The following is a 26098-nucleotide window of genomic DNA, read 5'->3' as shown; positions in this document are numbered from 1 at the left end:
ACCCCTTAGGGTCACTGACATGGCACGAATTGCGGTGATCGGCGCCGGGACGGGCGCGATGGCGGCGGCCGCCCGGCTGGCCGTGGCAGGCCACCGGGTGACGGTGTACGAGCGGTCGCGGACCTATGGCGGCTCGGTCGGCCGGTATGCCCACGAGGGGTTCGTCTTCGACACCGGGCCCTCGCTGCTGCACCTGCCCGCGGTCTATCGCGACCTGTTCGTGAAGACCGGCAAGGAACCCCTGGAGCAGCGTGTGACGCTCACCCAGGTCGACCCTGCGAGCCGCCACCATTTCGCGGACGGCACCGCGGTCTCCTTGCCGAACGCCTCACGGGCCGGGACGGTCGGCGCACTGGACGGGGCGCTCGGCAAGGGCGCAGGAGCCCGCTGGGGGGAGTTCCTCGACCGGGCCGGGACCGCGTGGGACCGGTCGCGCAGGCCGCTTCTGGAGGAACCCCTGCGCGAGGACCGGCAGGTGCTGGGCCGCGATCCCTACCCCGCCCTCCGCAGGCGCAGGCTCCTGACCGTCCGGGAGGCGGGCACGCTCGCCGAGGTCGGTGCATGGGAGCTGGCGGACCCCCGGTTGGCTGCCCTGCTCGACGGGTACGCCCTGTCGTACGGCCTGGACCCCCGCCGCGCGCCGGCAGCCGCCGCCCTGCTGCCCTACATGGAGGAGACCTTCGGCAGTTGGTACGTCGCCGGGGGGATGCGGGCGCTCGCCGAGGCGGTGTACGAGCGGTGCCTGGCCCGCCGTGTGACGTTCGTCTTCGGTGCCGAGGTGGTCCGGGTGGCCGAGAAGGACGGCCGGGCCGCAGGTGTCGAGCTGGCGGACGGCGAGAGCGCCGGGGCCGATCATGTGGTCCTGGGCGCGCAGCCGTCGCCCGGGCTGTTGCCCGGTCAGGCGCGGTGGTCCGGCGGGCAGGACGCGGAAGCCGGGCAGGGTCCGGTGCCGGGCCGCTTCCTGGTGCTGCTGTCGCTGCGCGGCGCCCGGGAGGCCGGTGCGGTGCACCGGAGCGTGGTGCATGGCGAGGACGGGGCCGCTGAGCAGGACGCGGTGTTCGGCGGCCGGACGGCGGAGCGGCCCACCGTGACAGTGCTGCGTCCCGACGACCCCGCCACCCGCCCCGACGAGGCACACGAGGCAGTGACCCTGATGGCGACGGTGGCCCCGCACGGTCCGGTCGACTGGACGGACGCGGCGCTGCGCGAGCGGTACGCCGACGTGCTGATCGACCGCGCCTGCAAGGCCGTTCCCGGCCTGCGTGAGCGCATACTCCACGCCGAGGTGCGCACCCCCGCCGAGACTGCGGCCGACACCGGCGCCGAGGGCGGTTCGGTGCCCGCGCCCGCCCTGGCGGGCGCGCGGGGCGCGTATCTGCACTCCGGGAACCGCACCGGGCTGCCCGGCCTGTATCTGGCGGGCGGCTGGTCGCATCCCGGCGGCGGACTGGCGCATGCCGGGATGTCGGGTGCCCTGGTCGCGGGGCTCGTGGTGGAGGGTGACGGCTTCCGCGGCTCACAGTGAGCCGGGAAGCGCTCGTCGTCTCTCGCGCCGGTGGTCAGTAGCGGTACTGCTCGTTCTGGCCGGTGTCGTACCCGTTGCCGTACGGGGCGGGCTGCGGGGGCTGTTCGGGCGGCAGCGGGGGGTACTGATCGCCCTCGCGCTGCTGCGGGACCCAGACGCCTCCCGGCGGCGTCTCGGGGGCGTACTGCTCGGCATAGGGGGCGGTGTACTGCTGCTGGCCCCCGTAGCTGTCGTAGCCGTTGCCGTAGTTGTCGTACGAGGGGTACTGCCCGGACCCCGCTGCCGTCCCTGTCCCGATGTACGGGTCGGAGTACGGGGCGTAGTCCGGCGTCGGCGTGCCGTAGTCGTACTGGCCGGCGTAGTTGTCCTGCCCCTGGTAGGTCTCCTGGCCCGGGTAGGTGTTCTGGCCCTGGTAGGCGCCCTGGCCGCTGTAGGTGCCCTGACCGCTGTACGTGTCCTGGGCCGGCTGGGCGTAGTCGGTGTACGGGTCGTAGGCGCCGTACTGCTGCTGTCCGCCCTGCTGCTCCTGGCTGCCCCCACCGCTGCCCGCGTAGGCGGTGTCGGTGTATATGCCGTACTGCCCGGTGTCGTCCGGCAGCGGCTGCGGTTCGTAGACCGCGGATGCCTCGGTCTCGGCCGCGGGATCCGGGCCGGGCTCCTGGTACTCCAGGCCGGAGACCTCGAGCGTGGGTTGTTTCCGGCCGGGGCCGTCACCGGCCGCACGACGACGGCGGCTCTCGCCGGGACTGCCGCCTATGGCCCAGCCCGTCGAGAAGCCCCGCCGGAAGGAGAGGGTCACATACGTCTGACCCGTCGCGAAGGCGATCGCGCCGACGGCGATCACCAGCACGGAAGGAATCAGTACACCGAGGACCACACCGAGGAAGCCGGCGAAGGCGAGCAATCGCCAGCGCAGCCGCGCCTTGTACTGGAGCAGCACCTCGCCCAGCAGCCACAGCGCCACGACGCCGAATGCGATGTAGAGGACCGTCCAGCCCACGCCCGCCCCCTCCTACGGCCACCGCCCCGGTTGGTGGCGGGTACGGCCGGTCACGACTGCTTGTGCAGTCCGAGATTCTCGTAGATCTCGAGTGTTGCCGTCGAGTTGTTGAGCGTAATGAAGTGCAGCCCCGGGACACCCTCGGAGAGCAGCTTCGCGCAGAACTCCGTGGCGAACTCGATGCCAATGGAGCGTACAGCGGCGGGATCGTCCTTCGCGGCGAGGATGCGCTCTTTCAGCGAGGACGGCAGAGAAGCGTTGCTGAGCTGGGCGAATCTCTCCAGCTGTCGGACGCTGGTGAGCGGCATCACCTCGGGGATGACCGGGGTGTCGCAACCGGCAGCGACCACGCGGTCACGCATCTGCAGATAGCTCTCGGGCTGAAAGAACATCTGGGTGATCGCATAGTCGGCACCCGCGCGGCACTTGTCCACGAAATGTTCGATGTCGGAGTCCCAGTCGGCCGACCGCGGGTGCATTTCGGGAAAGGCCGCGACGCCGACGCAGAAATCGCCGGATTCCTTGATGAGCCGGACGAGATCTGCCGCGTACCGCACGCCCTGCGGGTGCTTGACCCACTCGGCCATCGGGTCACCCGGCGGATCTCCGCGCACCGCGAGAATGTTCCGGATACCGGCGTCGGCGTACTGCCCGACCATGTTGCGCAGCTGGGCGACGGAGTGGTCGACGGCGGTGAGATGCGCGACGGGGGTGAGCGTGGAGTCGGCGGCGATCTGCTGGGTCGCCCGCACCGTCCCCGCACGGGTGGAACCGCCGGCTCCGTACGTCACGGAGACGAAGCTCGGGCCCACCGCCTCGACCCGTCGCAGGGCGTTCCAGAGGTTCCGTTCGCCCTTTTCGGTCTTGGGCGCCCAGAACTCGAACGAGTACGACGTTTTGCCGGTCGCGAGCAGCTCACGCACGGTGCGAGCGTGATCTGTCCTGGTGGAAGGTGTGCCAAGAGCCATACTGGGAGGTTAACCAGGGCTCGGCGGTACCCCAACCAGAGCGGTGCTTTTCGTCCGGAATAATGGGATTGCCGTCCACCCCTCGGACAGCCCCGGAACAGCCGCCTCCCGCGGAGCGCGATGTCCGCCCCGCTCAGGCCACGCGCGCCCTGATGCGCCCGGCGAGTGCCGCCGTCGCCGCAGCGGGGTCCGCCGCCTCGGTGATCGCCCGCACGACAACGACCCGCCGTGCGCCCGCGTCCAGCACCTCGTCCAGGTTGCCCGCGTCGATTCCGCCGATGGCGAACCAGGGGCGTGGCTGGTCGAGTGAGGCGGCGTAGCGGACGAGGCCCAGACCCGGGGCGTACCGGCCGGGCTTCGTCGGGGTGGGCCAGCAGGGGCCCGTACAGAAGTAGTCCACGCCCGCCTCGGCGACGGCCGCGTCGACCTCGGACTCGGCGTGGGTGGAGCGGCCGATCACCACCTCGTCGCCGATGACGGCGCGGGCGGCAGGCACCGGCAGATCGCCCTGCCCGAGGTGCAGCACGTCGGAGCCGATGGCGTGGGCGACATCGGCCCGGTCGTTCACCGCGAGGAGCTTGCCGTGACGCTTGCAGGCGTCCGCGAACACGGCCAGGTGTTCGAGCTCCTCGGCGGCTTCCATGCCCTTGTCGCGCAGCTGAACGATGTCCACGCCGGCGGTGAGCACGGCATCGAGGAACGCGGGAAGGTCGCCCTGCCGTTTGCGGGCGTCCGTGCAGAGATAGAGCCGGGCGTCCGACAGCAGCGAGCGAGGCATGGACATGGTGGATTTCCCCCGTCGACAGGTCGCCGACCCCATAGGTCGTCGACCCGGTAGGTCGTCAGGCCGGCCGGTCGTCAAACCGGTGCCCCGGCTCTTCACCGGTCCGGCAGGTACCGGTCCGGCAGGTGTCGGTCACGGCAGGGTGCGGGCCGTGAGTCACGGCCCGCACCCCACACACGGTCGCCCGGTCAGACGGCGAGCGCCTGGGCCCGGCGCTTCACCTCCGTGCCGCGATTCTCGCTCAGTGCCTGCGCGGGCGTGCCGGGCAGGCTCGGGTCGGGGGTGAAGAGCCAGTCCAGCATCTCTTCGTCGCTGTAGCCGTCGTCCCTCAGGAGCGTCAGGGTCCCTGCGAGACCCTTGACCACCTTGTCGCCGTCGATAAAGGCGGCAGGCACCTGGAGCGTCCGCCTCTCACCACGTCGTACGGCGATGAGCTGGCCCTCCTTGACCAGCTGCCGTACACGCGTCACCTCGACATCGAGCATTTCCGCGATGTCGGGAAGGTGGAGCCAGGCAGGGACGAGAACATCGATCTTTGCGTCAATCTCGGTCACAGGGACAAGCCTGCCATCCCGGACCGACAGTCGGTAGCCGGGCCGCCCGTAAGGGGCACCCGGGTCCTACAGAGCTGCCGCTTTCAGCGGTACGGAAGGGTCCGCGGCCCGCACCGGATCGAGGCGCGCCCCGGCCTCGACGAGTTTGCGCGCCTGGGCGAGGTCACGCGGCCGGCCGACGGCCAGCACCGCCACCAGGACGCCCTCGCGCAGCCAGCAGACCGTCCATGCCGGGTCCGCCGGGTCGCCCCGCCACAGCATGGTGTCGGCACCGGCGTGGTGGCCGGCGTACTGCACGAAACGGCCGAACTGCTCGGACCAGAAGTAGGGCACCGGGTCGTACGTCCGGTACCGGCCGTCCGCGATGGCGGCGGCGACCGTCCGGGGCCCCTGGAGGGCGTTGTCCCAGTGGTGGACGAGCAGACGCTCGCCGTAGCGGGCGGAGGGGAAGGAGGCGCAGTCACCCACCGCGTGGACGTCGGGCAGGGAGGTACGCAGCGAGCCGTCGGCAGTGACCGAGCCGTCCGGGCCCAGTGCGATGCCGGAGCCGGCCAGCCAGCCGGTGGCGGGCCGGGCGCCGATGCCCACGATCACCGCTCCGGCGGGGATCACCCGGCCGTCCGTCAGGTGGACGGCGCCGGGGTCGACCCGCGCCACCCGTGCACCGGTGAGGAGTTCGGCTCCGCTCTCGGCGTACCAGCGGGCCATAGGAGCTGCGACCTCGGCGGGCAGGGTGCCCGCGAGGGGGCGTTCCGCGGCTTCGACGACGGTGACCGCGCAGCCCGCGGCGCGGGCGGCGGTGGTGAATTCGGCACCGATCCAGCCGGCCCCCACGACCACGACGTCGTGCTGCCGCTCCAGGACGGGCCGCAGCCGTGCGGCATCGTCGACGGTGCGCAGCAGGTGGACGCCGGGAACACCCTCCGCGCCGGGCAGGACGACGGGCTCGGCCCCGGTGGCGAGGACCAGCACGTCGTACGGGACGGGGCCCTGAGGAGTGTCCAGTTCGTGGGCGGCGGCGCGCAGGCCGCTCACGTCGAGCCCCAGTCGCAGGGTGATGTCCAGCGCCTCGAAGTCGATGTCGAACGCCGAGTCCTCGGCCAGGCCGAGCAGGACCGCCTTCGACAGGGGCGGCCTGTCGTACGGCTGGTGCGGTTCCGCGCCGATCAGGGTGACCGGGCCGGCGAAGCCCTGTTCGCGCAGGGCCACAGCGGTCTGCACGCCGGCCATGCCCGCGCCGACGATCACGACCCGGCGTGGCCGCTGTCCTGCTTCCCGGTGTTCCGTCTGCTCACTCACCCGGCCACCCTAGCCACCTGACGTTCCGTCAGCCGACGAGCTCCTCCACCACACTCGTCCCGCTGCCCTCCTGGGACTCCCACTCCCACCGCTCGTCCAGCCGCACCCGGCCGTCGGGAAGATCCGTGACGGTCGAGACGCAGTGACCGCCGGAAGTCGTTCCGTCCTGCTTCAGCTGCACGTACCGGAAGTCCAGGGTGTCGCCCTGCCGGGTGCCGACGAGATGGCCGCGGACGACGTCACCGCCCGTGTACTCGGCCCAGATCCGGCCCTCCCGCTCCCGGTACGTGAAGCGGGTGCGGGTGCCCACCTGGCCGGGCGCCTGGTCGGCGACGGGCGAGAGGACGAGTCCGTCGAGTGAACGGGCCACGGCGGCTGCTCCCTTACTGGCTACGGGTGGCGGGGTTTAGGGTGGCCAACGTAAGGCACTCGCGGGAGCCCGGACGCACCGGGCTGAGAGGGAGGCTGACCGGCCTCCGACCGTACGAACCTGATCCGGGTCATGCCGGCGAAGGGAGGGGCTGGACGCCCATGCGCATCTCCGGAAACGGATCCGACGTCCTGGTTGTCGGGGGCGGCATCATCGGTCTGGTGACCGCCTGGCGGGCGGCCGGGCGCGGAATGTCCGTCGCGGTCGCCGATCCCGAACCGGGCGGCGGGGCCGCCCAGGTCGCGGCCGGCATGCTCGCCGCCGTCACCGAACTCCACTACGGCGAGCAGACGCTGCTCGCCCTCAATGTCGCCTCCGCCGCGCGCTATCCGGCGTTCGTGGCCGAGCTGGAAGAAGCGAGCGGGCAGGAGACCGGCTTCCGTGCCTGCGGCACGCTGGCCGTCGCGCTGGACTCCGACGACCGGGCCCATCTGCGGGAGCTGCACGCGTTGCAGCAGCGTTCGGGACTGGCCTCGGAGTGGCTGACCGGCCGCGAGTGCCGCCGGCTGGAGCCGATGCTCGCCCCCGGCGTGCGGGGCGGGCTGCGGGCCGACGGCGACCACCAGGTGGATCCCCGTCGGCTGGCCTCGGCGCTGGTCACCGCGTGCGAACGGGCCGGAGTGGTCTTCCACCGGGCCCGGGCCGAACGGCTCTCCGTGACGGGCGGCCGTGCGACCGGAGCGGTCCTCGCGGACGGTACGCAGCTGAGCGCCGACCAGGTCGTGCTGGCCGCCGGCAGCCTCAGCGGCAGGCTCGCCGGGCTCCCCGAGGAGATCGTGCCACCGGTCCGCCCGGTCAAGGGGCAGGTGCTGCGGCTGGCCGTGCCGCCCGCGTACGCCCCCTTCCTCAGCCGGACCGTACGGGCCGTGGTCCGCGGCAGCCACGTCTATCTCGTCCCGCGCGCCAACGGCGAGCTGGTCGTCGGCGCGACCAGCGAGGAGATGGGCTGGGACACCACGGTCACCGCGGGCGGGGTCTACGAACTGCTGCGCGACGCCCACGAGCTGGTGCCGGGCATCACCGAGCTGCCGCTGACCGAGACCCGCGCGGGCCTGCGCCCCGCCTCTCCGGACAACGCCCCGCTGCTGGGTCCGACGGCGCTGCCCGGCCTGCACCTCGCCACCGGCCACCACCGCAACGGGGTGCTGCTGACGCCCCTCACCGGTGACGTGATGGCCCACGTGCTGACCACCGGCGAACTGCCCGCCGAGGCCCGCCCCTTCGCACCGAGCCGGTTCGCGCCCTCCCGCCGGGGCCCCGCCTCCCGGAACCCTTCTCCCGGAGCCCTCTCCCCAGCACCTCAGGAGCAGCCCGCATGACAGAGCCCCTGCCCACCGGCGTTTCTGCGTCTGCCTCCGTGTCCGTATCCGTCAACGGGGAACTCCGCACCGTCCCGGCCGATACCGCGCTGAGCACGCTGGTCGCGACCCTGACCACGGCACACTCCGGTGTCGCCGCGGCGGTCAACGAGGCCGTCGTGCCGCGCAGCCAGTGGTCCGCCACCGCACTGGGCGACGGTGACCGCATCGAGGTCCTCACCGCGGTTCAGGGAGGCTGACCATGTCGGACGATCTCTTCACGCTCGGCTCCACCACCTTCACGTCCCGGCTGATCATGGGAACGGGCGGTGCGCCCAGTCTCGAGGTGCTGGAGCGCTCCCTGATCGCCTCGGGAACCGAGCTGACCACCGTCGCGATGCGCCGCCTCGACCCGACCGTGCAGGGCTCGGTGCTCTCCGTACTGGAGCGGCTCTCCATCCGCGTCCTGCCCAACACCGCCGGCTGTTTCACCGCGGGCGAGGCCGTGCTCACCGCCCGGCTTGCCCGGGAGGCCCTCGGCACCGACTGGATCAAGCTGGAGGTCGTGGCCGACGAGCGGACCCTGCTGCCCGATCCGATCGAGCTGCTGGACGCCGCCGAGACCCTGGCGGACGAGGGCTTCACCGTCCTTCCCTACACCAATGACGACCCGGTCCTGGCCCGGAAGCTCCAGGACGTGGGGTGCGCGGCGATCATGCCGCTCGGCTCCCCCATCGGCTCCGGGCTCGGCATCCGCAATCCGCACAACTTCCAGCTGATCATCGAGCAGGCCGGGGTTCCGGTGATCCTCGACGCCGGGGCCGGGACCGCGTCGGACGCGGCGCTGGCCATGGAGCTGGGGTGCGCTGCTGTGATGCTCGCCTCAGCGGTGACCCGGGCGCAGGAGCCGGAGCTGATGGCCGCTGCGATGCGGCACGCTGTGGACGGCGGGCGCCTGGCGTACCGGGCCGGCCGGATCCCCCGGCGCCATTTCGCCGAGGCCTCCTCGCCGGCCGAGGGCCGGGCGGTGCTGGATCCGGAGCGCCCGGCCTTCTGACACGAGTGCCCCGGCAGCCGCCCTCCGGTCACAACACGTACATGTCCCTGTCACGGCTCGGCTTCAGAACGGTCCCCCGGCAGCCCCGGCCCGTCCGTCGTGTCCGTGGTGGCTCGTAGACTCGACCCGTGGATACGACCCTCCAGGACCCTCTCGTCGGGCAGCTGCTCGACGGCCGCTACCGCATCGATGCGCGCATCGCCGTCGGCGGCATGGCCACGGTCTACCGGGCCGTGGACACCCGTCTCGACCGGGTACTCGCCCTCAAGGTGATGCATCCGGCACTGGCGACCGACGCCGCTTTCGTCGAGCGCTTCATCCGCGAGGCCAAGTCCGTGGCCCTGCTGGCGCACCCCAATGTGGTGGCCGTTTTCGACCAGGGCGCCCAGGGCGCGTACGTGTACCTGGCGATGGAGTACGTCGCCGGGTGCACCCTGCGCGACGTCCTTCGTGAGCGCGGCGCCCTGCAGCCACGGGCCGCACTGGACATCCTGGAGCCGGTCCTCGCCGCCCTGGGCGCCGCGCACCGGGCGGGCTTCGTCCACCGCGACATGAAGCCGGAGAACGTCCTGATAGGGGACGACGGCCGGGTGAAGGTCGCCGACTTCGGTCTCGTACGGGCGGTGGGCACCGTCACGGACACCACCGGGTCGCTCCTGGGCACCGTGTCGTACCTCGCACCGGAGCAGATCGAGCACGGCACTGCCGACACCCGCGCCGATGTGTACGCCTGCGGAGTCGTCCTGTACGAGATGCTGACCGGCGGCAAGCCGCACACCGGTGACACCGCCGCACAGGTCATCTACCAGCACCTCAACGAGGACGTCCCGGCCCCGTCCGGTGCGGTTCCCGGCCTGGCCGCCGGGCTGGACGAGCTCGTGGCGGGCGCCACCGCCCGCAACCCCGAGGTCCGGCCCCGTGACGCGGTGGCGCTGCTGGCCCGGTCCCGTGAGGTACGCGCCGGTCTGACCGGGGACCAGCTGGACGCGATGCCTCCGCAAGCCGTCGCCGAGGCGCATGACGCCGCCGTCGACCGTACGAGTGTGATCCCGCGGGTGATCCCGGCCGGCCAGGGCACCGCGCACCACACCAGCCGCCTGGAGACGCCCCCGCTGCCGCCGCGGACGGGTGGCCGCAGGCCGTTCGCCGCAGGATCCCGGCGCGGGGCATACGCGGCGCTCGTCGCCCTCCTGCTGGTCCTGGGAGTCGGTGCGGGCGTCTGGTACATCAACTCGGGGCAGTTCACCCGGGTCCCCTCGCTGCTGGGCCAGACCCAGAATGCGGCGGAGAAGCGGCTCGCGGACGCCGGTCTCGACGTGGGGGGCGTCAGGCGTTCCTACAGCGACACGGTGGATCGCGGCGCGGTGATCAGCAGCGATCCAGGATCGGGCGAGCGGATCCGGGGCAACGACGCGGTGAAGCTGGTGATCTCGCGCGGGCCGGAGATCGTGCAGGTGCCCGACGTCGAGGGCATCGCACTCGCCGATGCCCGGCGCGAGCTGAAGAAGGTCGGCCTGGTACCCGGGATGGTGACCCGGGAGTTCAGCGAGGAGATCGCGCGGGGCGAGGTGATCCGTACGGATCCCGGCATCGGCACCGAGCGCCACCCCGATTCGGCGGTCGCCCTGGTCATCAGCAAGGGCAGCCCGGTGGACGTCCCGGATGTCACGGGGCTCGATGTCGAGGACGCCACGGCCGAGCTGGACGAGGCGGGTCTCCGGACCGAGGTACTGCCCGACCGGGTCGACTCCGTCGAGGCCGAGGGCACCATCGCCCGCCAGACGCCCGGCAGCGGCGCGGAGGCCGCGGAGGGCGACACCGTCGAGCTCACCGTCTCCAAGGGCCCGCGCATGCTCGATGTCCCGGATGTCACCGGGAAGGACGTGGACGAGGCCCGGAGCGAACTGGAGGAGGCAGGGTTCGAGGTCAAGGTCGACCGCGGGTTCCTCTCCTTCAGCGACACGATCGGGAGCCAGTCGGTCGACGGCGGCGAACAGGCCGCGGAAGGCTCCACCATCACCATCAAGACCAAGGGTCTCTAGAACACATGCGCAACCCAGTAGGCGGTCACGTCCCGGTGGCGGGCGGCCTCGCGAAGGTCGGCCTCGGCTACGCACGGGAGCTGGCGGCGGAGACCGTACAGGTCTTCGTCGCCAATCCGCGCGGCTGGGCGACACCGCCCGGAAACCCGGCGCAGGACGAGCTGTTCCGCACGGAGTGCGCGGCCGAGTCCATCCCCGCGTACGTCCACGCCCCGTACCTGATCAACTTCGGTTCGCACACCGAGGCCACCGTCGAGAGGTCTGTCCGGTCGCTGCGCCACTCGCTGCGCCGGGCCAGGGAGATCGGCGCCCTGGGCGTGGTGGTGCACACCGGGTCGGCGACCGGCGGGCGGCCGCGGTCCGAGGCCCTCGCACAGGTGCGTACGCACATGAGGCCGCTGCTGGACGAACTGACCCATGACGACGATCCGTTTCTGCTGCTGGAGTCGACGGCCGGGCAGGGCTTCTCGCTGTGTTCACGAACCTGGGACTTCGGCCCGTACTTCGAGGCCCTGGACTCCCACCCCAAGCTGGGGATCTGCCTGGACACCTGCCACATCTACGCGGCGGGCCACGATCTGGCAGGCCCCGGCGGCATGCGGCAGACCTTGGATCTGCTGGTGGACACGGTCGGCGAGGGCCGGCTGAAGCTGATCCACGCCAATGACTCCAAGGACGTCGTGGGAGCGCACAAGGACCGCCACGAGAACATCGGCGCGGGCCACATCGGTGCCGAGCCCTTCCGCGAGCTGTTCGCGCATCCGGCGACCGACGGGGTGCCACTGATCATCGAGACGCCCGGCGGCAAGGAAGGGCACGCGGCGGACGTGGCACGTCTGAAGGAACTCCGGGGCCCCGCCGGCCTGTGAGGTGAGCATGGCGGAACACCCGTGAGGGTGTATCGACTGCCGCGGGGTCAGAGCTCGGGGCCGTCCCCGGGCTCCTCCTGGTAGGAGTAACGCTGCTCGCTCCACGGATCACCGATGTTGTGATAGCCGCGCTCTTCCCAGAATCCACGGCGGTCGGCGCTCATGTACTCGATGCCGCGGACCCACTTGGGGCCCTTCCAGGCATACAGATGCGGTACGACCAGCCGCAGCGGGAATCCGTGTTCGGCGGTGAGCAGGTCACCGTCCTTGTGCGTGGCGAAGAGCGTCCGGTCGGACATGAAGTCGGCCAGCCGCAGATTCGAGCTGAATCCGTATTCGGCCCAGACCATCACATGGGTGACATGGGGTGCGGGCGGCGCCAGTTCCACGACCGAGCGTGCGAGGATTCCGCCCCATTCGGCTCCGAGCATGCTGAACTTCGTTACGCAGTGGAGATCGGCGACGACCGAGGAGTACGGCAGCGCCGAGAATTCCTGGTGGTTCCAACAGCGCTTCTCACCGTCCGCCGTGGCCCCGAAGACCCGGAACTCCCAGCGGTCGGGCTTGAACTTGGGCACCGGCCCGTAATGGGTGACCGGCCAGCCACGCTGCAGTCGCTGCCCCGGCGGTAGCCCGGACTGCTCTGCTGTGCCGCGTTCCCGGCTTTCCGGCTGACCCATGCCTCCATGGTGACAGACAGGCAGGGGTGGTCATGACCAGGGGAGACTTGATTCGGGCAACTCATACTAAGCGTGCACTTACTGGACGGCCGAGGGGTGCGATGCAAGGATGCGGCGCAAACATGCCCAGTCCACCGGTTGGAAGGAGCCTCTGCGATGCAGGGCGACCCCGAGGTCCTCGAGTTTCTGAACGAACAGCTGACCGCCGAATTGACTGCCATCAATCAGTATTTCCTGCACGCCAAGATGCAGGACAATTTCGGCTGGACGAAGCTCGCCAAGTACACCCGGGCCGAGTCGTTCGACGAGATGAAGCACGCCGAGATCCTCACCGACCGGATCCTCTTCCTGGAGGGCCTGCCCAACTATCAGCGGCTCTTCCATGTACGGGTCGGCCAGACGGTCACCGAGATGTTCCAGGCCGACCGTCAGGTCGAGGTGGAGGCGATCGACCGCCTCAAGCGGGGCATCGACGTGATGCGCGGAAAGGGCGACGTCACATCGGCGAACATCTTCGAGTCCATCCTGGCGGACGAGGAGCACCACATCGACTACCTCGACACCCAGCTGGAACTGGTCGAGAAGCTCGGGGAGCCGCTCTACATCGCACAGCTGATCGAACAGCCGGAGAGCTGACCCGAGGGGCCCGAACGATCCCGGGCGACCCGCTCAGGCGGCGTCGGAGAGCCGGACGTCCGGCGGACCGGCGAAGGTGACGGGCGTACCGACAGGGGCGCCCGTCGGCTCGGTCCGTCCTTCGAGGAGCTCGCGGCGCGGGCAGTCACCGCGGCCGAGCAGCGCCTGGATCCTGCGGACGCAGCCGCCGCAGTCCGTGCCGGCCTTGCAGGCGGAAGCGATCTGGCGAGGCGTGCACGCACCGTCGTCCGCATGCTTCTTGACCTGCTGTTCCGTGATGCCGAAGCAGGAGCAGACGTACACGCGGTTCACCTCCCGACGGGGTCGATCGCTGCGCCGTCCCGATGTTTCGGTGAGGCTAACCTAACCTTACCCGTCACGCCAGGCGCGTAAAAGCCCGGTAGCACCTGTGGGGCACGGATCACATCGATCCGTGCCCCACAGGTGCAATCAGCGGTGGTTCCTACTGGTCGCGGTACATCTCGGCGACCAGGAACGCCAGGTCGAGGGACTGGCTGCGGTTGAGGCGCGGGTCGCAGGCCGTCTCGTAGCGCTGGTGCAGGTCGTCCACGAAGATCTCGTGGCCGCCGCCCACGCACTCGGTGACATCGTCACCGGTGAGCTCGACGTGGATGCCGCCCGGGTGCGTGCCGAGGCCCTTGTGGACCTCGAAGAAGCCCTTGACCTCGTCCAGGACGTCGTCGAAGCGACGCGTCTTGTGCCCGGAAGCGGCCTCGAAGGTGTTGCCGTGCATCGGGTCGGTCACCCACACCACCGTGGCACCGGAGGCGGTGACCTTCTCGACCAGCGCGGGGAGCTTGTCGCGCACCTTGTCGGCGCCCATGCGCACGATGAAGGTCAGCCGGCCCGGCTCGCGGTCCGGGTCGAGACGGTCGATGTAGCCGAGCGCCTCGTCGACGGTGGTCGTCGGGCCGAGCTTGATGCCGATGGGGTTGCGGATCTTCGAGGCGAACTCGATGTGCGCGCCGTCCATCTGGCGGGTGCGCTCACCGACCCAGACCATGTGGCCCGAGGTGTCGTACAGCTGCCCGGTGCGCGAGTCGGTGCGGGTCAGCGACGACTCGTAGTCCAGCAGGAGCGCCTCGTGCGAGGAGTAGAACTCGACCGCCTTGAACTCGGCCGGGTCCGTGCCGCACGCCTTCATGAAGTTCAGCGCGTTGTCGATCTCGCGGGCCAGGGCCTCGTAACGCTGGCCGGAGGGCGAGGACTTCACGAAGTCCTGGTTCCAGGCGTGCACCTGGCGCAGATCGGCGTAACCGCCGGTGGTGAAGGCACGGACCAGGTTCAGCGTCGAGGCGGACGCGTGGTACATCCGCTTCAGCCGCTCGGGGTCCGGGATGCGGGCTTCCTCGGTGAAGGCGAAGCCGTTGACGGAGTCACCGCGGTAGGTCGGCAGGGTCACGCCGTCGCGGGTCTCGGTCGACTTGGAGCGCGGCTTGGAGTACTGGCCCGCGATCCGGCCGATCTTGACCACGGGTACGGAGGCCGCGTAGGTGAGGACGGCGCTCATCTGGAGCAGCGTCTTCAGCTTGGCCCGGATCTGCTCGGCCGACACGGCGTCGAAGGCCTCGGCGCAGTCACCGCCCTGCAGCAGGAACGCCTCGCCCTTGGCAACGGCTGCCAGGCGGGCACGCAGCTGGTCGCACTCGCCCGCGAAGACGAGCGGCGGATACGACTCGAGGTCCGCGAGTACGTCGCGCAGAGCCTCGGCATCGGGGTACTCGGGCTGCTGCGCCGCGGGAAGGTCACGCCAGGTGTTGCCACCGGCGACGGAGGTATTGACGTTCACGGTCACCTCCCCAACATTACGGGGTCGCGGAGCGCGTCCATCCAGCCGCTCAGCAAATGAGACGCACGCTCGTCTGTCGGGTGCATCCGCTAGGGTTCGGGACATGTTCGCGCCGATGACCCAGAACTGGTGGTGGACCGCTCATCCGGCGGCCCGCTGACTCATCGCGCGAAACAGACTTCGCGAAGGCCGCCCCGAGGGGCGGCCTTCTCTGCGTTTCGGAGCCGGGAGCCGTTCCTCCATCCGGAAGGAACTCCCATGCCCGACCGTGTCACGGACCTCGTTCACAGACTGCTCCGGGACGACTGCCCTCCCTTCGCGCTGCTGCGCAGGCGCACACCCGGCCGGGACCACGACACCGTCGAGGTCCTGATCGGCGGGGTCCACCAGGTGGACAGGCTCGCCGATCTCCCGGTGGGCGAGCAGCCTGCTTTGGCCCTGGTGCCGTTCCGGCAGATCGCCGAGCGCGGTTTCGACGTGCGCGACGACGGCACCCCGCTGGCCGTGCTGGTCGCCGGGGAGTCCTGGGAGCTGCCGCTGGACGAGGTGCTGGCACGGCTGCCCGCCCATGACGTCACCGTCGAGAACGGTGCCTTCGACATCCCCGACGAGGAGTACGCGGACATCGTCCGGCGGGTCATCGAGGACGAGATCGGGCACGGCGAGGGCGCCAACTTCGTGATCCGGCGGACCTTCGGGGGCGAGATCCCCGGCTTCGGCCGGGCCGACGCGCTGGCGCTGTTCCGGCGGCTGCTGGCCGGTGAGCGGGGCGCGTACTGGACGTTCGTCGTGCACACCGGGGACAGGACGCTGGTCGGTGCCAGTCCCGAGGTGCATGTGCGGATGTCCGGCGGCACCGTCGTGATGAACCCGATCAGCGGGACCTACCGCTACCCCGCCCAGGGGCCGACCGCCGAGAGCCTGCTGGCCTTCCTCGGCGACCGCAAGGAGACCGAGGAGCTCTCCATGGTGGTCGACGAGGAGCTCAAGATGATGTGCACCGTCGGCGACATGGGCGGTGTGGTGATCGGCCCCCGGCTCAAGGAGATGGCCCACCTCGCGCACACCGAGTACGAGCTGCGCGGGCGTTCCTCGCTGGATGTGCGCGAGGTCCTCAAGGAGACGATGTTCGCGGCGACGGTCACCGGTTCCCCGGTGCAGAACGCCTGCCGGGTGATCGAGCGGTACGAGCCCGGTGGCCGCGGCTACTACGCGGGCGCCCTGGCCCTGCTGCGCCGGGAACCCGGCGGTACGCAGACGCTGGACTCCCCCATCCTGATCCGTACCGCGGACATCTCTGCGGACGGCCGGCTGCGGGTACCGGTGGGAGCGACGCTCGTACGCCACTCCGACCCGGCGGGCGAGGTCGCCGAGACCCATGCCAAGGCGGCCGGTGTGCTCGCGGCGCTGGGCGTCCGGCCGGGCCGGCCCGCGGCGGAGGCCGACCGTCCGCAGCTGGCCTCCGATCCGCGGGTGCAGGCTGCCCTGGACGACCGGCGCGGCGGCCTCGCACCCTTCTGGCTGCGGATGCAGGAGCGCACCCGGGAGCTGTCCGGGCACGCTCTGGTGGTGGACGGCGAGGACACGTTCACCGCGATGCTGGCGCATCTGCTGCGCTCCTCGGGCCTCGCGGTGTCGGTGCGCAGGTACGACGAGCCCGGCCTGCGCGAGACCGTACGGGCGCACGAGGGGCCCGTCGTCCTGGGCCCGGGCCCCGGTGACCCCGGGGACGCGGGCGATCCGAAGATGCGACTGCTGCGCGGGCTGACCGCCGAGCTCGTCCGGGAACACCGCCACGGGCTGCTCGGCGTATGTCTGGGCCATGAGCTGATCGCGGCGGAGCTGGGCCTGGAGATCGTACGGAAAGCCGTGCCGTACCAGGGTGCGCAGACCCGGATCGAGCTCTTCGGCCGGCCGGAGACCGTCGGCTTCTACAACAGTTTCACGGCCCGCTGCGACGAGGCCGCCGCCACGGAGCTGGGCGCACACGGCATCGAGGTGAGCCGGGACACGGACTCCGGTGAGCTGCATGCGCTGCGGGGCAAGGGCTTCGCCTCGGTCCAGTTCCACCCGGAGTCGGTGCTGACGCTGCGCGGGGCCGCTATCGTCACCGGACTGCTGGCGGCGCTGCCGGTGCTCGGCTGAGGCATCCCGTAGGGCCCCGCCGCCGGGGTCCTACGGGGCCGCCGGGACGAGGACGTTGGCGCTGCGGCGGCCCGCCAGGTAGTCGGTGACGTTCTGCACGGTGGCGTCGATGATCTGTCCCACGGCGTCGCGCGTGTAGTACGCCTGGTGCGAGGTCACGATGACGTTGGGGAAGGTGACGAGCCGGGCCAGGGTGTCGTCGTCGACACCCTCCAGGGACTTGTCGAGGTAGAACAGCCCCGCCTCCGCCTCGTACACATCGAGTCCGACACCGGTGAAGCGGCCGGCCCGCAGGTCGCCGACGAGCGCCTCGGTGTCGATGAGACCGCCGCGGCTGGAGTTGACCAGGATCGCGTCGTCCTTCATCACGGACAGGATGTCCTTGCCGACGAGGTGGTGGGTGGCCGGCAGCAGCGGTACGTGGAGGCTGATCAGGTCCGCCTCGGCGAAGAGCTGCTCCTTGCCGACGTAGGTCATGCCGAGCGCGGTGCAGGCGGGGTTCTCCGCGAGGTCCCAGCCCAGCAGATTCATCCCGAAGCCATGGGCGATCCGGGTGAACGCCTCGCCGATCTTGCCGGTGCCGACCACACCGGCCGTGCGGCCGTGCATGTCCCGACCGAGGAGCCCGTCGAGCCGGAAGTCGAAGTCACGGGTGCGGCTCACCGCGCGGACGATGCTGCGGTTGACCGCCATGGCGAGGGTCCAGGCGAATTCGGCGACCGAGTAGGGCGAGTAGTACGAGACCCTGGCGACCCGCAGTGCGAGGCGTTCGGCGACGTCGAGGTCGATGTTGTTGAAGCCCGTGGAGCGCTGGGCGATCATCTGCGTGCCGCCCGCCGCCAGGCTCTGCAGGACCGAGCCGCCGAGGTCCGCGTTGACGCTGGTGGAGATGATCTCGTAGCCGGCTGCGATGGGGGCGGTGTCCTTGGTGAGGAAGACGTCCAGGCAGCGGACGTCGTGGAGTCCGGCGAAGGCCTTCTCGATCAGTGGCTTCTCGTCGGACTGCACACCGAATGCCAAGATTTCCACGAGGTCTCCCATGGTGGGGGCGGGCCTGTCGTCGCGAATATACGGCCCGCACCCCCAGGGCGCCGCTCAGCCGAAGAAGACCCCGGCCTCCGCGTACAGGGCGGGATCGACGGTCTTGAGGCGGGCTGTCGCCTCCGCGATCGGTACGCGCGCGATGTTCGTGCCCTGCAGCGCCACCATGATGCCGAAGTCGCCGTCGTGCACGGCCTCGATGGCGTGCAGCCCGAAACGGGTGGCGAGCCAGCGGTCGAAGGCGCTCGGTGTGCCGCCGCGCTGGACATGCCCCAGGACCGTGGTCCTGGCCTCCTTGCCCGTACGCCTCTCGATCTCCTTGGCCAGCCATTCGCCGACGCCGGAGAGCCGGACGTGCCCGAAGGAGTCGTGCGACCCGTCCTTGAGGATCATCTCGCCGTGCGCGGGCGCCGCGCCCTCGGCGACCACCACGATCGGCGCGTAGCTCGCCCTGAAACGGGAGGTCACCCAGTCGCAGACCTGGTCGATGTCGAAGCGCTGTTCCGGGATGAGGATGACGTTGGCGCCGCCGGCCAGACCGGAGTGGAGGGCGATCCAGCCCGCGTGCCGGCCCATCACCTCGACGACGAGGACGCGCATATGCGATTCGGCCGTGGTGTGGAGCCGGTCGATCGCCTCGGTCGCGATGCCGACCGCGGTGTCGAAGCCGAAGGTGTAGTCGGTGGCGGAGAGGTCGTTGTCGATGGTCTTGGGTACGCCGACGCACTTGATGCCGTACTCGTCGGACAGGGTCGCCGCGACGCCGAGCGTGTCCTCGCCGCCGATCGTGATGAGGGAGTCGACCTCGTACTTGGCGAGGTTCTGCCTGATCCGGCGGACACCCTGCCCGGCGTACTCGGCGTCGAACGGATTGGTACGGGAGGAACCGAGGATCGTGCCGCCGCGCGGCAGGATGCCGCGCACCGCCGGGATGGAGAGCGGTACGGTCCGGCCCTCCAGTGGTCCGCGCCAGCCGTCCCGGAAGCCGGTGAATTCGTAGCCGTACTCCTGCACGCCCTTGCGGACGATGGCGCGGATGACCGCGTTGAGTCCGGGGCAGTCGCCGCCCCCGGTCAGTACTCCGACCCGCATGGAAGCATCCCTTCGCCGAAGTGAGCTCTCTACAGGTCACGCTAATGGTGACCCAGGTCACTCCGGGATGGGTCGGACGGTCAATTCCCGCGCGGTGTGCGGTGATTGTTCCTGTCAGGCGTCGTCGAGACCGGTCTCGATGGCGTACCGCACGAGCTCCACCCGGTTGTGCAGCTGGAGTTTGCCCAGGGTGTTCTGCACATGGTTCTGCACGGTGCGGTGGGAGATGACCAGGCGTTCGGCGATCTGCTTGTACGAGAGTCCCTTGGCGACCAGCCGCAGCACCTCGGTCTCGCGTTCGGTGAGTTGCGGGGCCTTCGGTTCGTCGGAGGCGGCCGGGGCGGGGTCGGAGGCGAGCCTGCGGTATTCGCCGAGGACCAGTCCGGCCAGACCGGGGGTGAAGACCGGGTCGCCGGCCGCCGTGGCACGCACGGCGTCGGTCAGCTCCTGGGTGCTGGCCGACTTGAGCAGATAGCCGGTGGCACCCGACTTCACGGCCTCCAGCACATCGGCGTGCTCACCGCTGGCGGAGAGCACCAGGACGCGCAGCCCGGGGTGGGAGCCGACGAGCTCCTTGCAGACCTGGACGCCCGGCATCCCCGGCAGATTGAGGTCGAGGACGAGGACGTCGGGGCCGGCCGCCCTGGCACGGCGTACGGCCTGCGGGCCGTCACCCGCGGTCGCCACCACGTCGAAGCCGGACTCGGCCAGATCGCGGGCCACGGCGTCGCGCCACATCGGATGGTCGTCGACGACCATCACCTTGATGGGCCGCTCCTCGGATGCCTGTGTGTGCGGTGTACTCATCGGGCCGATCCTGCCTTCCCCCGTGAAACCTTCGGAACCTTCAACTCGACCTCGGTGCCCTGGCCGGGTACCGAGATCAGCTCTGCTGTGCCACCCAGATCGCGCAGCCGCCCACGGATCGACAGGGCGACGCCGAGCCGCCCTTCGCCCTCCGCCTGGTCGAGCCGGCCCTCCGGGATACCCGGCCCGTCGTCCCGGACCGTGACGATCACCTCGTCCGGCTCGTCCTCGACCAGGATCCAGGCCTGCGCGCCCTGTCCGGCGTGGACCCGGACGTTGTCGAGTGCGGCGCTCACGGCTGCGGCGAGTTCACGCGCCGCTCCGGGCGCGAGCAGCACCGGGGCGCCGGGTTCCGCGAAGCTGACCCGGGAGCCCGCGTGCCGGGCGAGGAGGGTGCGCAGGTCGCAGTCGGCCGACCCGGATTCCTCGTCGTCGAGGTCCACGTCCACGGTGCGGACCACCGCGCCCTCGGCGGTGTCCTCGGAGACCCGGGTGGTGGGTACCAGACCGCTGGAGACCAGGGTGCGCAGGGCGACCTCCTGGTCGCCCGCCATCCGGCCCAGCTCGGCGGCCTCGCCGCCGAGCGCCGCACCCCGGCGCTGCACCATCGCGAGGACCTGCAGGACACTGTCGTGGATGTCGCGGGCGAGGCGCTCACGCTCACGGGTGGCGGCCTCGATCTCCAGGGCGCGGGCCAGGGTGCGCTCACTGGCGCGGGCCACCTCGACGACGTATCCGATCGCTATCGACGCGACCCAGACCAGCAGGACGTTGTGGAAGGTGTCCCGGCTGGGCTCGCCGCGTTCGATGATGTTGGCGACCGCGACGAGCGTGGAGGCGAAGGCCGCCCAGCGCCAGCCGCCCTTGAGCGCGAAGGCGAGGACCGAGCCGGCGGTCCAGATCGAGGGAAGGGTCGGGCCGTCGACGTGCTGGGCGCTGAAGTCGGCGAGCGGGGTCAGCAGGATCCCCGCCAGGGCGACGGTGAGGTCGATGCCGAGGAAGCGTCGGGTGCAGCTCGCGGCGCCCGCCACCCTGGGGAGGGTGACCAGCGTCCAGAGGGCCATCGCCGCAAGGAAGGCGATGGCCACCCAGGGCCGGTCGTACGGCTTGTCGCGGAAGCCCGCGAGCAGCACCGCGTAGATCAGGGTCAGTACGCGGTACGCGGTCAGCGCACGCCACAGCGGCTGCTCGACCGACATCCGTACGACCCGCTCACGCCTGGTCATGTCCCCTCCCCCGTTTTCCTGCCCCGGACGGTGAACGACGCGGTTATGCGCCGGACCGTTCCGTCCCCTTCTTCTTCGCGTCCTCGGCGATCTGCCGCTTGGCCGCGGTCGCGTAGATGTCCACGTACTCCTGGCCGGAGAGCTTCATGATCTCGTACATGACCTCGTCGGTCACCGAGCGCAGGATGAAGCGGTCGCCGTCCATGCCCTGGTAGCGGCTGAAGTCGAGCGGCTTGCCGATCCTGATGCCGGGCCGCATCAGCTTGGGCATCACCTGGCCGGGCGGCTGGATCTTCTCCGTGTCGATCATCGCGACGGGGATGACGGGTGCACCGGTGGCGAGGGCCACCCGGGCGAGACCGCCGGGCTTGCCCCGGTAGAGCCGTCCGTCGGGTGACCGGGTGCCCTCCGGGTAGATGCCGAAGAGCCCACCGCTCTCGATGACCTGGATGCCCGCCCTGATGGCCGCCTCACCGGCGCCGCGACCGCCGGAGCGGTCCACCGGGAGCTGGCCCACTCCCTTGAAGAAGGCGGCGGTGAGCCTGCCCTTCACTCCGGGGGCGGTGAAGTACTCGGCCTTGGCGATGAAGGTCACCTTGCGGTCGAGGACGGCCGGCAGGAAGAACGAGTCGGAGAACGAAAGGTGGTTGCTCGCGAGGATCGCCGGCCCCTGTGCGGGGATGTTCTCGAGGCCCTCCACCCACGGCCTGAAGGCGAGCTTCAGGGACCCGCCGATGGAGAACTTCATTGCGCCGTAGATCAACTCGGATGCCTCCTGTGTGCTGTCGGTCCGACCTTAGCCTGTGGGGCCGCGGCCTCCTCAGCCCGGCATGTGCCGGTGCTCCCGGCCGCGGGGGCTCCCCGGCCGGCCAACGGCGGGGAAACTATGGCCGGGGACGACGGCTCGGGCAGTGACGGCCCTGGTCGGTGTCGGTCCGGTCGCGTACGGTGAAGTAATCCTTTTGCACTCCCCTCGCACGCCCCCCGTCCCGCTCATGAACAGGAGACCCCGGTGCCGGTCCTTCCTGGAGCCGAGCCGTTCCGCCACGAGGGCGGAGAGGTCGGCGTCCTTCTCTGTCACGGATTCACCGGTTCGCCGCAGTCGCTGCGCCCCTGGGCCGACTATCTGGCGGAGCGCGGCCTGACCGTGTCCCTCCCCCTGCTGCCCGGACACGGCACGCGCTGGGAGGACATGGCGGTCACGGGCTGGCAGGACTGGTACGCGGAGGTGGACCGGGAGCTGCGCGTTCTGCTGGCCCGGTGCGAGCAGGTCTTCGTCTTCGGGCTCTCCATGGGCGGCGCGCTGTCGCTGCGCCTCGCGGCGAAGCACGGGGACGCGATCCGGGGCCTGGTCCTGGTGAACCCGGCGAACAAGGTGCACGGTCTGTCCGCGTACGCCCTGCCTGTCGCCCGGCACCTGGTGCGGACGACCAAGGGGCTGACCAGCGATATCGCACTGGAGGGCGCCGAAGAGGTCGGTTACGGACGGGTGCCGCTGCACGCCGCGCACTCGGTCCGGAAGTTCTTCCGGCTCGTCGACGCCGAACTGCCTCAGGTCACGCAGCCGATCGTTCTCCTGCACAGCCCGCAGGACCATGTCGTGCCGCCCGCCGACTCGGCCCGGATCCTCAGCCGCGTGTCGTCGAGGGACGTCGAGGAGATCCTGCTGGAACAGAGCTACCACGTGGCGACGTTGGACCACGATGCGGAGCGGATCTTCGATGAGAGCTACCGGTTCATCGGCCGCCTCGCACCCAGCGTCGGTAGGAAGGGGAGCACGTCCGGTGGCTGAGCACGACGCGGAGCGAGCAGGCAGTGACGAGGAGCGCGAACCGCGCCCCACGGAGGGGACAGCCGTCCCCGACGGCACGGAGGAGGCCCGGCCGCTGGACGAGGCCGCGGCCTGGGAGGCGATCGTCGCCGGATACGGCGAGGAGCCGCCGGATCCGCCGGGCGCCAAGCCGTTCAAGTCGATCGAGAACCTCGCCCTGCTGGAGGACGACCAGCTCAACACCCTGCCCGGTACGGACACGGGCGCGGGGGACGACGCGGACAAGGGTGCGGACAAGGAGGCACCCGGCAAACCGCCGGAGACGAAATCGCTCGGCAGTTCGGTCGTCTTCGCTCCCGGGGTCGCCGGTCCGCGCGACTACGACGTGGTGGAGCCCCCGGACGGCGATATCGACGATCCGGACGACAGCGAGGAGGGGCATTTCGTCCCGCCGGAGCCACCGCCGCTGCCGGAGGCCGACGTGACGGCGAAGTTCGCCTGGCTCGCGGTCGTCGGCGGTCCGGTACTGATGCTGGTCGCCGTGCTGCTGCAGTGGGACATGACGTGGTGGCTCACCACGCTCTGCATCGGAGGTTTCCTGGGCGGCTTCGCCACCCTGGTGGCCCGCATGCCCCACGACGACGACGAGGACCACGACCCGGGGCGCGGCGCGGTCGTCTGACCCCGGCGACAGGCTCTCAGCCCCCCGCGGGCACTCTGAGGGCGGCCAGTACGGGCAGATGGTCCGTGGCCGCCCGCAGGTCCGCCTCGGTGACGCCGGGCAGGCCGGCCGGGACGCCGCATCCGAGCACCTCGATACCGTCGGTGGCGAGGACCGCGTCGATGCGCTTGCCCGGTGCGTGGGGCGGGAAGGTGTACTCGCCACCCCACGGACGCACGGACCGGCAGTCCTGGAGCCGTCCGGCCAGCCGCCGGAACGCCCGCCCTTCCGGTACGTCGTTGAGGTCACCCGCCGCAACGGCGTGCGGGACGTCCATCGCATCGAGCTGTGCCAGCAGGAGTTCCGCCTGCGCGTGGCGCTCCTCGCGCTGCAGACTGAGGTGGCAGCTCACGACCCCGAGCCGGGCCCCTGCGATCCGTACCACGGCCGTGGCCAGGCCCCGGCGGTGCAGTCCGGGGGTGAGCGGCAGCAGGACGTCCTCGGTGCGTTCCACCGTTGCGCGCAGGGAGCACAGCAGCAGCGGTCCCGCCGCGGTGGCACCGCCGCTGAGGATCACCAGGTCGGTCATGGCGGCGAGCCGGGCCGCCGCCTTGCGCCAGCGGAAGAAGCGCGGGGCCTCCTGGACGCACACCAGATCGGGCGCGCAGGCGCGGATGACACGGGCCAGCGCCTCGGTGTCGTCGCGCAGCGAGCGGACGTTGTAGCTGAGCACTCTGATGACGGCCGAACCGTCCTGGTCGGTGCGGGAGTCGGGCAGCAGCATCGGCGTCGTGACCATGCGGTGCACGATACGACGGACGCCCGCCGCTCCCCTCGGGGCGCGACGGGCGTCCGTCGTACTGCCTACGACTCAGCCCTGGCGTGCCAGGTCCGCCGCGCCCACCAGGCCTGCCTTGCCGCCCAGTTGGGCCGCGAGCACCTGCGCGTGCGGCCGCCACTCGCCACCGATCAGCCAGCGCCGGAACGACTTGCGGATCGGGTCGAGGACCAGCTCGCCCTCGTCCGAGACGCCGCCGCCGACGATGAACGCCGACGGGTCGAAGAGCGAGGCGAGGTCGGCGAGTCCGGCGCCGGCCCAGCGGGCCAGCTCACGGAACGAGTCGACGGCCACCGGGCAGCCCTGACGGGCGGCCTCGCTGATGTGCTTGCCCTCGATGCCGTCCACCGTGCCGTCGCCGAGCGCCAGCAGTATCACGGCGTTCTCCGGGGTGGCGTTGGCGCGCTGCTTCGCGTACCGGACGAGTGCGCGCCCGGATGCGTACTGCTCCCAGCAGCCCTGGCTCCCGCAGCCGCAGAGCAGGCCGTCCGGGACAACCCGGATATGACCGAATTCCGCGGCTACGCCGAAGCGTCCCCGGCGCAGCTTGTTGCCGATGATGATGCCGCCGCCGAGGCCGGTGCCGAGCGTGATGCAGATGACGTCGTCGTGCCCCTGGCCGGCACCGAAGCGGTATTCGCCCCAGGCCGCCGCATTGGCGTCGTTCTCGACGACCACCGGCAGGCCGACGCGCTGCTCGACCTTGTCCTTGAGCGGCTCGTGCCGCCAGTTGATGTTCGGAGCGAACAGCACGGTGGCGCGCTTGTCGTCGACATATCCGGCTGCGCCGATGCCGACGGCCTCGACCTCGTGTCCCTCGCTCGCTCCGGCCACGGCCGAGCAGATCGCGTCGACGATGCCTTCGGCCGTCGGCGGGGTCGGTACCTTGAACATCGAGAGGATCCGGCCCTCTTCGTCGACCACTCCAGCCGCGATCTTCGTGCCGCCGATATCGACGCCGATGGTGAGTCCCATGAATCCCTCAGTTTCGGTCGAGCCCCGCTACGGCCAACCGTACCCGAGCCGGGGACGGGTATTTCCTGCCCAGGGTCAGTCCAGGTCGATGTGTTCGCTGCCGCCGGGGCCCTCGTCACGCGGGTCCGAGGGGTCCTCGGCGGCCTTTTTCGCCGGGCCCGAGGTACTCGTGGTACCCCCCGTCGAGCCTCCGGCACCTTCGGTGCCGCGGGTCCAGCGGCCTTCCTGGCCCTCGACCGCGGAGCGGTAGGCGGCCAGAAGTTCGTTGCCGGCGGCGGCGAGATGGTCGAAGAGGTCCGGATTGCGCTCGATGACGGGCTCGACCACGGACTTGGCCTGCCGGATCACCTGCTGGACCGTGCCCTGGGCTGCCATGCCGAGCAGCGGCGACTGGAGCGAGGTGACCTTGTCGGCCACCGCGTCGATCAGCTTGCGCAGCTCTTCCGCGGCGGATCCGGGCTGCGGCCCGTACTGGGCCCGCCGACGTGCCTTCTCCGCGTCGAGATCCTCGGCGCAGGCCTCGGCCCACGCATCGTCGTCGACGGGACGATCGGTGGCTTCACTCATGGCGGACTCCTGCGACGCGGTTG

Annotated in this window: 28 protein-coding genes and 1 riboswitch; of the genes, 11 read left to right on the top strand and 17 right to left on the bottom strand. The window is 70.7% G+C overall.

Features of this window, described 5'->3' with window-relative positions:
- The first annotated feature begins 19 nt into the window (after positions 1-19).
- The gene (locus ACFWBQ_RS20205; protein WP_385490635.1) at positions 20-1525 is read left to right on the top strand and encodes a phytoene desaturase family protein; all 1506 of its coding nucleotides are present in this window, start codon (positions 20-22) and stop codon (positions 1523-1525) included.
- A 34-nt stretch (positions 1526-1559) separates the two neighbouring features.
- Here ACFWBQ_RS20205 and ACFWBQ_RS20200 read toward each other — a convergent pair whose 3' ends face one another.
- From ACFWBQ_RS20200 to ACFWBQ_RS20175, 6 genes are all read right to left on the bottom strand, one after another.
- Positions 1560-2525 (bottom strand): hypothetical protein, encoded by a 966-nt coding sequence (locus ACFWBQ_RS20200; protein ID WP_385490632.1) that lies wholly within the window; start codon positions 2523-2525, stop codon positions 1560-1562.
- Between the two features lie 50 nt (positions 2526-2575).
- Positions 2576-3493: a methylenetetrahydrofolate reductase [NAD(P)H] gene (metF, locus tag ACFWBQ_RS20195; RefSeq protein ID WP_385490630.1), complete on the bottom strand. Its 918-nt coding sequence runs from the start codon at positions 3491-3493 to the stop codon at positions 2576-2578.
- A 133-nt stretch (positions 3494-3626) separates the two neighbouring features.
- Entirely contained in the window at positions 3627-4277 is a 651-nt protein-coding gene (gene thiE, locus ACFWBQ_RS20190) for a thiamine phosphate synthase (RefSeq protein WP_385490628.1), read from the bottom strand.
- 188 nt (positions 4278-4465) lie between these two features.
- Entirely contained in the window at positions 4466-4831 is a 366-nt protein-coding gene (locus ACFWBQ_RS20185; RefSeq protein ID WP_385490625.1) for an Rv2175c family DNA-binding protein, read from the bottom strand.
- A gap of 66 nt (positions 4832-4897) precedes the next feature.
- Positions 4898-6130, bottom strand: a complete 1233-nt coding sequence (locus ACFWBQ_RS20180; protein ID WP_385490622.1) for an NAD(P)/FAD-dependent oxidoreductase — start codon at positions 6128-6130, stop codon at positions 4898-4900.
- Positions 6131-6158: 28 nt separating this feature from the next.
- Complete coding sequence (locus tag ACFWBQ_RS20175; protein ID WP_385490620.1) at positions 6159-6500, bottom strand: hypothetical protein; 342 nt, start codon at positions 6498-6500, stop codon at positions 6159-6161.
- 51 nt (positions 6501-6551) lie between these two features.
- Positions 6552-6664: riboswitch (TPP riboswitch) on the top strand.
- Here ACFWBQ_RS20175 and thiO point away from each other — a divergent pair.
- The 5 genes from thiO to ACFWBQ_RS20150 all read left to right on the top strand — a co-directional run bounded on the left by thiO (position 6662) and on the right by ACFWBQ_RS20150 (position 11826).
- Entirely contained in the window at positions 6662-7879 is a 1218-nt protein-coding gene (thiO, locus tag ACFWBQ_RS20170) for a glycine oxidase ThiO (RefSeq protein WP_385490617.1), read from the top strand. It overlaps the preceding riboswitch by 3 nt.
- Positions 7876-8118, top strand: coding sequence for a sulfur carrier protein ThiS (thiS, locus tag ACFWBQ_RS20165; RefSeq protein WP_385490614.1), 243 nt, complete (start codon positions 7876-7878; stop codon positions 8116-8118). Before thiO ends, thiS begins: the two co-directional genes overlap by 4 nt.
- A gap of 2 nt (positions 8119-8120) precedes the next feature.
- The gene (locus ACFWBQ_RS20160) at positions 8121-8915 is read left to right on the top strand and encodes a thiazole synthase (RefSeq protein ID WP_385490611.1); all 795 of its coding nucleotides are present in this window, start codon (positions 8121-8123) and stop codon (positions 8913-8915) included.
- A gap of 128 nt (positions 8916-9043) precedes the next feature.
- Complete coding sequence (gene pknB, locus ACFWBQ_RS20155; protein ID WP_385490608.1) at positions 9044-10957, top strand: Stk1 family PASTA domain-containing Ser/Thr kinase; 1914 nt, start codon at positions 9044-9046, stop codon at positions 10955-10957.
- Between the two features lie 5 nt (positions 10958-10962).
- Positions 10963-11826, top strand: coding sequence for a deoxyribonuclease IV (locus ACFWBQ_RS20150; RefSeq protein WP_385490606.1), 864 nt, complete (start codon positions 10963-10965; stop codon positions 11824-11826).
- A 47-nt stretch (positions 11827-11873) separates the two neighbouring features.
- Here the strand turns inward: ACFWBQ_RS20150 and ACFWBQ_RS20145 are convergent, their stop codons facing one another.
- The gene (locus ACFWBQ_RS20145; RefSeq protein ID WP_385490603.1) at positions 11874-12506 is read right to left on the bottom strand and encodes a sulfite oxidase-like oxidoreductase; all 633 of its coding nucleotides are present in this window, start codon (positions 12504-12506) and stop codon (positions 11874-11876) included.
- 156 nt (positions 12507-12662) lie between these two features.
- On the opposite strand from ACFWBQ_RS20145, the gene bfr reads away from it, so the two are divergent.
- Positions 12663-13142, top strand: a complete 480-nt coding sequence (gene bfr, locus ACFWBQ_RS20140) for a bacterioferritin (RefSeq protein WP_351175097.1) — start codon at positions 12663-12665, stop codon at positions 13140-13142.
- Between the two features lie 33 nt (positions 13143-13175).
- Here the strand turns inward: bfr and ACFWBQ_RS20135 are convergent, their stop codons facing one another.
- Both ACFWBQ_RS20135 and ACFWBQ_RS20130 read right to left on the bottom strand, forming a co-directional pair.
- Positions 13176-13445, bottom strand: coding sequence for a bacterioferritin-associated ferredoxin (locus ACFWBQ_RS20135; protein ID WP_385491051.1), 270 nt, complete (start codon positions 13443-13445; stop codon positions 13176-13178).
- Between the two features lie 160 nt (positions 13446-13605).
- The gene (locus ACFWBQ_RS20130; protein ID WP_385490599.1) at positions 13606-14958 is read right to left on the bottom strand and encodes a class II 3-deoxy-7-phosphoheptulonate synthase; all 1353 of its coding nucleotides are present in this window, start codon (positions 14956-14958) and stop codon (positions 13606-13608) included.
- A gap of 97 nt (positions 14959-15055) precedes the next feature.
- Between ACFWBQ_RS20130 and ACFWBQ_RS20125 the strand changes: the two genes are divergently transcribed.
- Together ACFWBQ_RS20125 and ACFWBQ_RS20120 are read left to right on the top strand one after the other, a co-directional pair.
- The gene (locus ACFWBQ_RS20125; protein WP_385491048.1) at positions 15056-15112 is read left to right on the top strand and encodes a trp operon leader peptide; all 57 of its coding nucleotides are present in this window, start codon (positions 15056-15058) and stop codon (positions 15110-15112) included.
- A gap of 98 nt (positions 15113-15210) precedes the next feature.
- A complete protein-coding gene (locus ACFWBQ_RS20120; protein ID WP_385490596.1) occupies positions 15211-17097 on the top strand; it encodes an anthranilate synthase family protein in 1887 nt (628 codons plus the stop codon).
- A 30-nt stretch (positions 17098-17127) separates the two neighbouring features.
- Here ACFWBQ_RS20120 and ACFWBQ_RS20115 read toward each other — a convergent pair whose 3' ends face one another.
- The 5 genes from ACFWBQ_RS20115 to ACFWBQ_RS20095 form a co-directional block, all read right to left on the bottom strand.
- Positions 17128-18126, bottom strand: a complete 999-nt coding sequence (locus ACFWBQ_RS20115) for a 2-hydroxyacid dehydrogenase (protein WP_385490594.1) — start codon at positions 18124-18126, stop codon at positions 17128-17130.
- A gap of 66 nt (positions 18127-18192) precedes the next feature.
- The gene (locus tag ACFWBQ_RS20110; protein WP_385490591.1) at positions 18193-19230 is read right to left on the bottom strand and encodes a 6-phosphofructokinase; all 1038 of its coding nucleotides are present in this window, start codon (positions 19228-19230) and stop codon (positions 18193-18195) included.
- Positions 19231-19344: 114 nt separating this feature from the next.
- Entirely contained in the window at positions 19345-20037 is a 693-nt protein-coding gene (locus ACFWBQ_RS20105) for a response regulator (RefSeq protein ID WP_385490588.1), read from the bottom strand.
- A complete protein-coding gene (macS, locus tag ACFWBQ_RS20100; protein ID WP_385490585.1) occupies positions 20034-21263 on the bottom strand; it encodes a MacS family sensor histidine kinase in 1230 nt (409 codons plus the stop codon). Before macS ends, ACFWBQ_RS20105 begins: the two co-directional genes overlap by 4 nt.
- 43 nt (positions 21264-21306) lie before the next feature.
- A complete protein-coding gene (locus ACFWBQ_RS20095) occupies positions 21307-22026 on the bottom strand; it encodes a lysophospholipid acyltransferase family protein (protein WP_385490582.1) in 720 nt (239 codons plus the stop codon).
- Between the two features lie 249 nt (positions 22027-22275).
- Between ACFWBQ_RS20095 and ACFWBQ_RS20090 the strand changes: the two genes are divergently transcribed.
- Positions 22276-23055, top strand: a complete 780-nt coding sequence (locus ACFWBQ_RS20090; RefSeq protein ID WP_385490580.1) for an alpha/beta hydrolase — start codon at positions 22276-22278, stop codon at positions 23053-23055.
- Positions 23048-23716: a hypothetical protein gene (locus ACFWBQ_RS20085; RefSeq protein WP_385490577.1), complete on the top strand. Its 669-nt coding sequence runs from the start codon at positions 23048-23050 to the stop codon at positions 23714-23716. Before ACFWBQ_RS20090 ends, ACFWBQ_RS20085 begins: the two co-directional genes overlap by 8 nt.
- Positions 23717-23732: 16 nt before the next feature.
- On the opposite strand, the gene ACFWBQ_RS20080 is transcribed toward ACFWBQ_RS20085, so the two are convergent.
- From ACFWBQ_RS20080 to ACFWBQ_RS20070, 3 genes are all read right to left on the bottom strand, one after another.
- Entirely contained in the window at positions 23733-24494 is a 762-nt protein-coding gene (locus ACFWBQ_RS20080; RefSeq protein WP_385490575.1) for an endonuclease/exonuclease/phosphatase family protein, read from the bottom strand.
- Between the two features lie 72 nt (positions 24495-24566).
- On the bottom strand, positions 24567-25508 hold the full coding sequence (locus tag ACFWBQ_RS20075; RefSeq protein WP_385490572.1) for an ROK family glucokinase: 942 nt from the start codon (positions 25506-25508) through the stop codon (positions 24567-24569).
- A 75-nt stretch (positions 25509-25583) separates the two neighbouring features.
- Positions 25584-26075, bottom strand: a complete 492-nt coding sequence (locus ACFWBQ_RS20070; RefSeq protein WP_385490569.1) for a DUF5304 domain-containing protein — start codon at positions 26073-26075, stop codon at positions 25584-25586.
- Between the last annotated feature and the right edge of the window lie 23 nt (positions 26076-26098).

This window comes from Streptomyces sp. NPDC060035, from assembly GCF_042736635.1.
GTDB lineage: Bacteria > Actinomycetota > Actinomycetes > Streptomycetales > Streptomycetaceae > Streptomyces.
This window is presented reverse-complemented; position numbering and strand designations above follow the sequence as displayed.